Origin of the sequence: Paraburkholderia sp. GAS82 (assembly GCF_050436285.1) — a bacterium.
Lineage (GTDB): Bacteria > Pseudomonadota > Gammaproteobacteria > Burkholderiales > Burkholderiaceae > Paraburkholderia > Paraburkholderia phenazinium_B.
Map to the genome: position 1 here is coordinate 146278 of NZ_JBNDLX010000017.1, position 7524 is coordinate 153801.

Below are 7524 nucleotides of genomic sequence, written 5' to 3' on the forward strand. Positions count from 1 at the left end.
TCAGAACGTGAAATCTTTTAACGCTTCGGGCATGCCCTCAGCCATTGCCGCCTGTTCCTTGGCGGCGTATGTTTGTGCATCCCACAGTTCGAAGTGGCGGCCCATGCCGAGCAACGTCAATTCTTTTTCCAGCCCGCCAGCCGTGCGCAATTCCGGCGACACGAGCACGCGCCCTGCGCCGTCCATATCAACGTCCATTGCGTTGCCGAGGAAAATGCGCTTCCACCAGGTCGCGTTCATGGGCAGCTTGTCGACCTTGTCGCGGAAGATCTCCCATTCCGGGCGCGGAAAGAGCAACAGGCAACCGTCCGGGTGCTTGGTGATCGTCACCCGGCCCTCTGCCTGTGTCTGCAGCGCATCCCGATACCGAGAGGGAATAGACATCCGCCCTTTCGCATCGAGCGTCAGCGCCGACGCCCCTTGGAACACTTCTCTCTCCCTTGTCGATCAGAGTTGGCGCTTCAGCGCCTACTCTGATCCCATGCAGTTCACTGCGGTCGACGAGAGTTGGCGCTTTAGCGCCTACTCCAGTCCCATGCAGCTTGCTGCGGTCGACCAGAGTTGGCGCTTTGCGCGCCAACCACCCGATCCGTGAAAATCTACCTGAAACCATCTGTGAGATCACACAAAAATACACTTTCTCACACTGTCTCCCACTTTAGAGGAAGCCCCAGGAGGGGTCAAGGGAGATGCGTGGTTTTTTAACGAAATTTGTTTGTTAGAACAAGGACTTAGCGCGACTCTTTCAAGTCAGGCCTAAAACAGAAAACCGTTATAAATGAATGGACTAGTGCAACTTGTGAAGGTGATACGTGAAAAGTCCAGGGGAAAGGCGTGGAATCTAAGCGATCTGCGGCGGGGGATTAAACGAATGAGCGGAGGGTTTGACGCGATTGAACGGACGACGCACGCTGCGCCGTCCCACTTCCACAGCGATTAAACGTAGTAGGCAGTCCGGGTCATGATTTTCGACGCCGCGCGCATCAGGACGCGAGCGGGAAAAGGCAGTTCGACACCGCCCGCATCGATCGCGGCTTTACCGTGCGCGGCCTCGTCGGTACGCATCTGCTCGACGATCGCGCGAGACTCGAGATCCGCCTCTGGCAGTTTCTCGAGATGGCTGTCGAGGTGCTGCTCTACCTGACGCTCGGTCTCGGCCATGAAGCCGAGGCTCACACGATCTCCGAAGCGTCCAGCCACCAGACCGAGCGCAAGAGCACCTGCATACCAAAGCGGATTCAGCAGACTGGGACGCGAGTCGAGTGCTTCCAGACGGCGCGCGGTCCACGCGAGATGGTCCTCTTCTTCGCGAGCTGCACGCTCGAAGGTCTCTTTCAAGGCGGGAGAACGGGTGGCCAGTTTTTGCGCCTGATAAAGCGCCTGGGCACACACCTCACCGACGTGGTTCACACGCATCAGGGCGGCCGCATGCTCACGCTCGGCCGGCGACAGCTCCGGCATCTCCGCCACCACGGGCGGCACAGGCACTGGACGGTTCATCCGCGATACGCCTGTCATTGAACGTAAACCCCGATCCAGCTCGGTAATCAATTCATCCAGCATCCAGCCCTCCCGGTTCGACACATCAGCCCGGATCTTCCGGAGGTCCGTGCGACGTGCGTCTGCAAAGCAACTCGCGCGTCGGGACTTCCGTTAAGGGCTGATTTCATGACTATTTTTCAATTTTAGACCATGTTGCGTAAACGAAACAGCTACGTACCGAGCAACCTGCTTTTTCTTTGCGCAGGGTATCCCTTTTGTTACATTAGCGACGAACCTCTCGCGAGGGTAGAAAAACAAAGCGACCAAAAAACAAAACGCACCGGGTTAACAAGTCGTAATAAAGCTGTACATCCTAAAGGCGCCTTCGGGCGCTTTTTTTTTTCGCATGCACGTTTGTTCGACTGAAGTGGGAGAAAGGTAGCGCCGTTGGTGCCGCCTCAGGCTTCGCGCAAATAGAAACGGCCCGGCGAGGATTAACTCGTCGGGCCGTTCTTCTTTTGATCAGGCTGGTTTCGCTAGTCGGCGCTACATGCGGTCAAGACAAGACACGCCTCACGCGCGGCCGTCGCGCAATTCCCGCCGCAAGATCTTGCCCACATTGCTCTTCGGCAGCTCCGTGCGGAACTCGATAATCTTCGGCCGTTTGTAGCCGGTGAGTTGTTCCTTGCAGAAAGCGAAGATGTCCGCGTCAGTCAGTGCCTGATCCTTCTTGACGATGAACAGTTTCACCGCTTCGCCCGAATGCTGATCCGGCACGCCAACCGCAGCAACTTCAAACACGCCAGGTAGCTTGGCGACGACGTCTTCAATCTCGTTCGGATAGACATTGAAACCGGACACCAGAATCATGTCCTTCTTGCGGTCGACAATCTTCACATAACCCGCGTCGCTCACCACGCCGACGTCGCCCGATTTGAAGAAGCCGTCCGGGGTCATCACCTTGGCGGTTTCATCCGGACGGTTCCAATAGCCGGCCATCACCTGCGGACCGCGGATGCAGATCTCGCCCGGTTGACCGAGGGGCACCTCGTTATTGTCGTCGTCGCGAATCGAGATATCGGTCGATGGCAGTGGCAAGCCGATCGTGCCGCTGTACGAAGTAACCGACACGGGGTTGCAGGTCACACACGGCGACGTTTCCGACATGCCGTAACCTTCGACGATCGGCGTGTGAGTCCTTTCATACCAGCGCTTCGCGACGGCCTCCTGAACAGCCATCCCCCCACCATTGGCGACGAGCAGCTTCGAGAAGTTGAGCTTGTCGAAATCGGGATGGTTGAGCATCGCGTTATAGAGCGTGTTCACCGCCGGAATAGTGGTGATCGCATAGCCTTGCAGTTCCTTGATCATGCCACCGATGTCGCGCGGATTTGGGATCAGCACACCAAGCCCTCCGGTACGAACGGTGAGTAGTCCGCACACCGTCAAGGCGAAGATGTGGTACAGCGGCAGCGCGACGACGGTGATGAACTGGTCGATGTCGTCTCGTCCCTCGCGCGCCGGGTCGAGCCAGACTTGCGACTGCAGGACGTTGGCAATCAGGTTGCGATGGAGCAAGGTGGCGCCTTTCGCGACGCCGGTCGTGCCACCGGTGTATTGCAGGAACGCGACGTCGTCCGGCCCTTGCTTGACCGGCTTGAACTCCTGGCGAGCACCCTCGGCAATCGCTGCATTGAACTTGATGTGCCCCGGCAAGCTCCACGCCGGCACCATCTTTTTAACGTGACGTACGACGAAGTTCACGATGAGCCCTTTCGCGCCCATCAGATCGCCCATCGCCGCGACCACCACATGCTTGACGGCCGTATTGCGCAGCACCGCCTGGAGCGTCACCGCGAAATTCTCGAGCAGGATGATGGCTTCGGCGCCGCTATCCTTGAGTTGATGTTCGAGCTCGCGTGGCGTGTAAAGCGGATTCACGTTCACCACCACGTATCCCGCGCGCAAGATGGCTGCGATCGCCACCGGGTACTGCAGCACGTTGGGCATCATGATCGCGATACGCGCGCCCCGCGCGAGACCTTTGGACTGGAACCACGCCGCAAGCTTGCGCGACAGGGTGTCCAGTTCGCCATACGTTATCTGCTTCCCCATGCAGACGAACGCAGGCTTGGTCTGATATTCACGAAAGCTTTCTTCGAACAGTTCGGCAACGGACGAGTACTGACTCGGATCGATCTCTGCTGGAACGCCGGGCGGATATGATTTCAGCCAGATTTTTTCCATGCGGCGTCTCCTCCTTTATTTTCGAATGGTCGTGCTAAACGGGCATCGTAGCATGCGCTCCACTCTGCCATTTGCGAATGCACGTAGGTTAGATGCCACCCTCCAACACGGTTCGCACTCAACGGCGTGCTGTGATGGAAGCAGGTGTCGTGCGATGCGTTTCAAAGGCTTGCAACGCGCTCGACCTCGACGAGGCAATCGTAGAAGGTGGCCGAACCGCCAAGGTCTGTCAGCGCCTGACTCGTCACCTGATTCGCGTTGCAGCCGTCGGGGGCGAGTTTTTTCCACCAGATAGAAAGTCCGACTACGAGACCTTCCCGCGCCTTGTCGGTGACCCGGGCGCGGGCTTGCATCGAACCGCGGTCGTTGAAAACGCGCACGAGGTCGCCATCGATAACCTCGCGCCGGCTCGCGTCGATGGGGTGAATGTCGAGATGCGGCTCGCCTTCGGTCGACCGCAAACTCTCCACGTTGACGAAGGTGCTGTTCAGGAAATTGCGGGCCGGCGGCGAAATCATCGCCAGAGGAAAACGGGCCGCGAGTTCAGGGGCGCCGTCGGCGGATTCGTAGGGCGGCAAATAGTCGGGCAACGGATCGAGTCCTTGCTGTGCGAGACGCTCGCTAAAAAACTCGCACTTGCCGGAAGGAGTGCGGAACCCGCCTTCGGCGAAGGGAGCATCAGGCAGATTGAGCTTCGCCCAGCCGCTCGCTTTCAGGGATACCCAGTCGACACCTGCGAATACCGGGTCGCTCCAGCGGAACGCGTTTGCGGCCACGCTCTCGTCGGTCTCGAACAGTGCCGGCTCCTGCAGGTTCATATGGCGGGCGATGCCGCGGAAGATTTCAGTGTTGGGCCGGGCCTCGCCTACCGGTTGAATCGCGGGCAGGTTCGCCATCACGTGCGTGTGCCCGTAAGACTTATGCAGATCGAGATGTTCTAGCTGCGTGGTCGCGGGCAGCAGCAAGTCGGCGTAGTCAGCGGTGTCGGTCTGAAAATGCTCGAGGACGATCGTAAACAGATCCTCCCGCGCAAAGCCGACCGCAACCCGCTGCGAGTCCGGTGCAACAGCAACCGGGTTCGAGTTGTAGACGATCACCGCTTCGATCTTGGGACCGAATTGGGCGTCGCCGGGATGCAGCAATGCGTCGCCAATCGCATTCATATTGATCACGCGCGGCTGGTGCGACGGCCAACCGGGGATCAGGTCAGGACGTTGCAGCGCGTGGGAATCGACCGGCGCCCAGCCCGACGAAGAGAGCAACGCCCCGCCGGCGCGCTCGCGCCACGCGCCGGTCAACGAGGGCAGACAGGCGATGGCGCGCACCGCATTGCCCCCGCCGCGTACTCGTTGCAAGCCGTAATTCATGCGGATCGCGGCCTTTCGGGTTCTACCGTAAATGCGTGCGAGGTCGACGATCGTCTGCGCATCAATACCGCAAATCCGGGCTACACGAGCAGGTGGGTAGTCCAGCGCGCGCGCCTTCAGTTGTTCAAAGCCCAAGGTATGTTCGGCGATATAGGCGTGATCGAGCCAATCTTCGGTGATCAGCACGTTCATCATGCCGAGGGCAAGCGCACCGTCGGTGCCGGGTTTGAGGGCGATATGCTGATGGCATTTTTCCGCCGTCAGCGAGCGGTATGGGTCGATCGCAATCAGACGCGCACCGTTGCGTTTGGCCTCCTGCGCGCGGGTCCAAAAGTGCAGATTCGATGCGATCGGATTCGATCCCCAGATCAGAATGAGCTCGCTCTCGGCGAAGTATTCCGTCAGCATGCCGAGACTCGCACCGTAGGTGTACTTCAGACCGGCCGCGCCGGCCGCCGCGCAGATCGTACGGTCCAATTGGGATGCGCCCAGCTTGTGGAAGAACCGCTGGGCGATGCTGTCGCCCTGGACGAGGCCCATCGTTCCGGCGTAGCTGTAAGGAACGATCGCCTCGGGAGCGCGGCTCGCAATTTCCGATAGACGCGCGGCCGCGAGTCCAAGCGCCTCATCCCAACTGATCGGCTCAAAGCGGCCCTCACCTTTGGCGCCGACGCGGCGCATCGGCTGCGTAAGGCGGCGCGGATGATGTACCCGCTCCGCATAACGGCTGACCTTGGTGCACAACGCCCCTTGCGTCGGCGCATGATCGGGATCACCAACCACCTTGATCGCCCGACCATGCTCGACTGTCACGCGCATTGCGCAGGTGTCCGGGCAGTCATGCGGACACACGGCGCGGGCAAATTCGGTCGGGGCATTCATGGGGAGATCCGTAGAAAGGGCAACTTGGCATGAAATGCAATTTTATTACGTCCGTGGTCGCCCGCACTCTCCCGCGCCGCCAAAAATGCGGGTGGGCGTAGAATTGATCATCACCGAGCCCGGGCGAATAGCCTCGAGCAACTCAATGCATATCGAAGCACATCGCACTATGAAACTAATCCCCGAAATCCAGGCCGCACACGGCGAAATACAAACCCTCCGACGAACCATTCACGCGCATCCGGAACTGCGTTACGAAGAGACCCAGACTTCCGATCTTGTCGCGAAAAGTCTGACTGAGTGGGGCATCGAGGTCCATCGCGGCCTCGGTAAGACTGGTGTCGTGGGCATTCTGAAGCGCGGCAGCAGCAATCGCTCTATCGGATTGCGAGCCGACATGGATGCGCTACCGATCCAGGAGATCAACAGCTTCGAGCATCGCTCTCGTCACGACGGGAAGATGCACGCCTGTGGACACGATGGGCATACGGCCATGCTATTGGGTGCCGCTCGACACCTGGCCAGGCATGGCGAGTTCGACGGAACGATTGTGTTCATTTTCCAGCCGGCCGAAGAAGGCGGTGCAGGCGCGCAGGCGATGATCGACGATGGTCTGTTCACGAAGTTTCCCGTCGATGCTGTGTTCGGGATTCATAACTGGCCGGGTATGCCGGCTGGGCAATTCGGCGTGACCGAAGGCCCGATCATGGCGTCGAGCAACGAATTCCGCATCGAAATCACAGGCGTAGGATCACACGCGGCGATGCCGCACAACGGTCGCGACCCTGTTTTCACCGCGGTGCAGATCGCCAACGGACTGCAGGGCATCATCACGCGTAACAAGAAGCCGCTGGATACGGCGGTACTGTCGATCACGCAGATTCACGCCGGCGATGCGGTGAACGTCGTTCCTGATCGAGCCTGGATGGCGGGCACTGTGCGCACGTTCACGACGGAAACGCTGGACCTCGTCGAAGCTCGTATGCGGACGATTGCAGAGAATATTGCTGCGGCTTACGACTGTTCGGTAAATATCCGCTTCCATCGCAACTATCCACCTACGGTGAATAGCAGCGAAGAGACGCGCTTTGCCGCGTCGGTCATGAAGGAGGTTGTGGGGGCAGAAAACGTTGACGACGCCGTGGAGCCAACAATGGGCGCCGAGGACTTTTCGTTCATGCTGCTCGCCAAGCCGGGTTGCTACGCTTTCCTCGGAAATGGAGGGGGCGGGCATCGCGATGCCGGTCATGGTGCCGGACCCTGCATGCTGCATAACGCGAGTTACGATTTTAACGATGAGCTTTTGCCGATTGGGTCGACGTATTGGGTACGGCTCGCGCAGAAGTTTTTGGCGTCCAGGTAGTTTGGTGGGTTTGGTTTGTTGCGGGCGGGGAGGCTATCCGCTCGCCCGAGCGGTATCTGGCACTAGGTTGCCTGCGCGATTTCATGGGCGTAAACGCAGAAACCCCACCTTTGGGGGGTGGGGTTTCTGGTTCTGCTAGGGAGCCTGACGATTACCTACTTTCACACGGGTAATCCGCACTAT

The 7524-nt window shown here is 59.2% G+C and carries 5 protein-coding genes; 1 reads left to right on the top strand and 4 read right to left on the bottom strand.

What is annotated here, in order from left to right; all coding sequences use genetic code 11:
• The 4 genes from mraZ to P3T17_RS36545 form a co-directional block, all read right to left on the bottom strand.
• Complete coding sequence (gene mraZ / locus P3T17_RS36530) at positions 1–429, bottom strand: division/cell wall cluster transcriptional repressor MraZ (RefSeq protein WP_074262566.1); 429 nt, start codon at positions 427–429, stop codon at positions 1–3.
• 507 nt (positions 430–936) lie between these two features.
• Positions 937–1563: a 2-polyprenyl-3-methyl-6-methoxy-1,4-benzoquinone monooxygenase gene (gene coq7, locus P3T17_RS36535; RefSeq protein ID WP_074262567.1), complete on the bottom strand. Its 627-nt coding sequence runs from the start codon at positions 1561–1563 to the stop codon at positions 937–939.
• Between the two features lie 492 nt (positions 1564–2055).
• Positions 2056–3729: a long-chain fatty acid--CoA ligase gene (locus P3T17_RS36540; RefSeq protein ID WP_429411787.1), complete on the bottom strand. Its 1674-nt coding sequence runs from the start codon at positions 3727–3729 to the stop codon at positions 2056–2058.
• Between the two features lie 161 nt (positions 3730–3890).
• Positions 3891–5978, bottom strand: coding sequence for a molybdopterin-containing oxidoreductase family protein (locus P3T17_RS36545; RefSeq protein ID WP_429411789.1), 2088 nt, complete (start codon positions 5976–5978; stop codon positions 3891–3893).
• A 169-nt stretch (positions 5979–6147) separates the two neighbouring features.
• On the opposite strand from P3T17_RS36545, the gene P3T17_RS36550 reads away from it, so the two are divergent.
• Positions 6148–7341 (top strand): M20 aminoacylase family protein, encoded by a 1194-nt coding sequence (locus tag P3T17_RS36550; protein WP_429286660.1) that lies wholly within the window; start codon positions 6148–6150, stop codon positions 7339–7341.
• Positions 7342–7524 lie beyond the last annotated feature (183 nt).

Coding starts and splice junctions, on each gene's coding strand:
- coq7 (WP_074262567.1), bottom strand. CDS start 1,563: ATGCTGGATGAATTGATTACCGAGCTGGATCGGGGTTTACGTTCAATG.
- P3T17_RS36540 (WP_429411787.1), bottom strand. CDS start 3,729: ATGGAAAAAATCTGGCTGAAATCATATCCGCCCGGCGTTCCAGCAGAG.
- P3T17_RS36545 (WP_429411789.1), bottom strand. CDS start 5,978: ATGAATGCCCCGACCGAATTTGCCCGCGCCGTGTGTCCGCATGACTGC.
- P3T17_RS36550 (WP_429286660.1), top strand. CDS start 6,148: ATGAAACTAATCCCCGAAATCCAGGCCGCACACGGCGAAATACAAACC.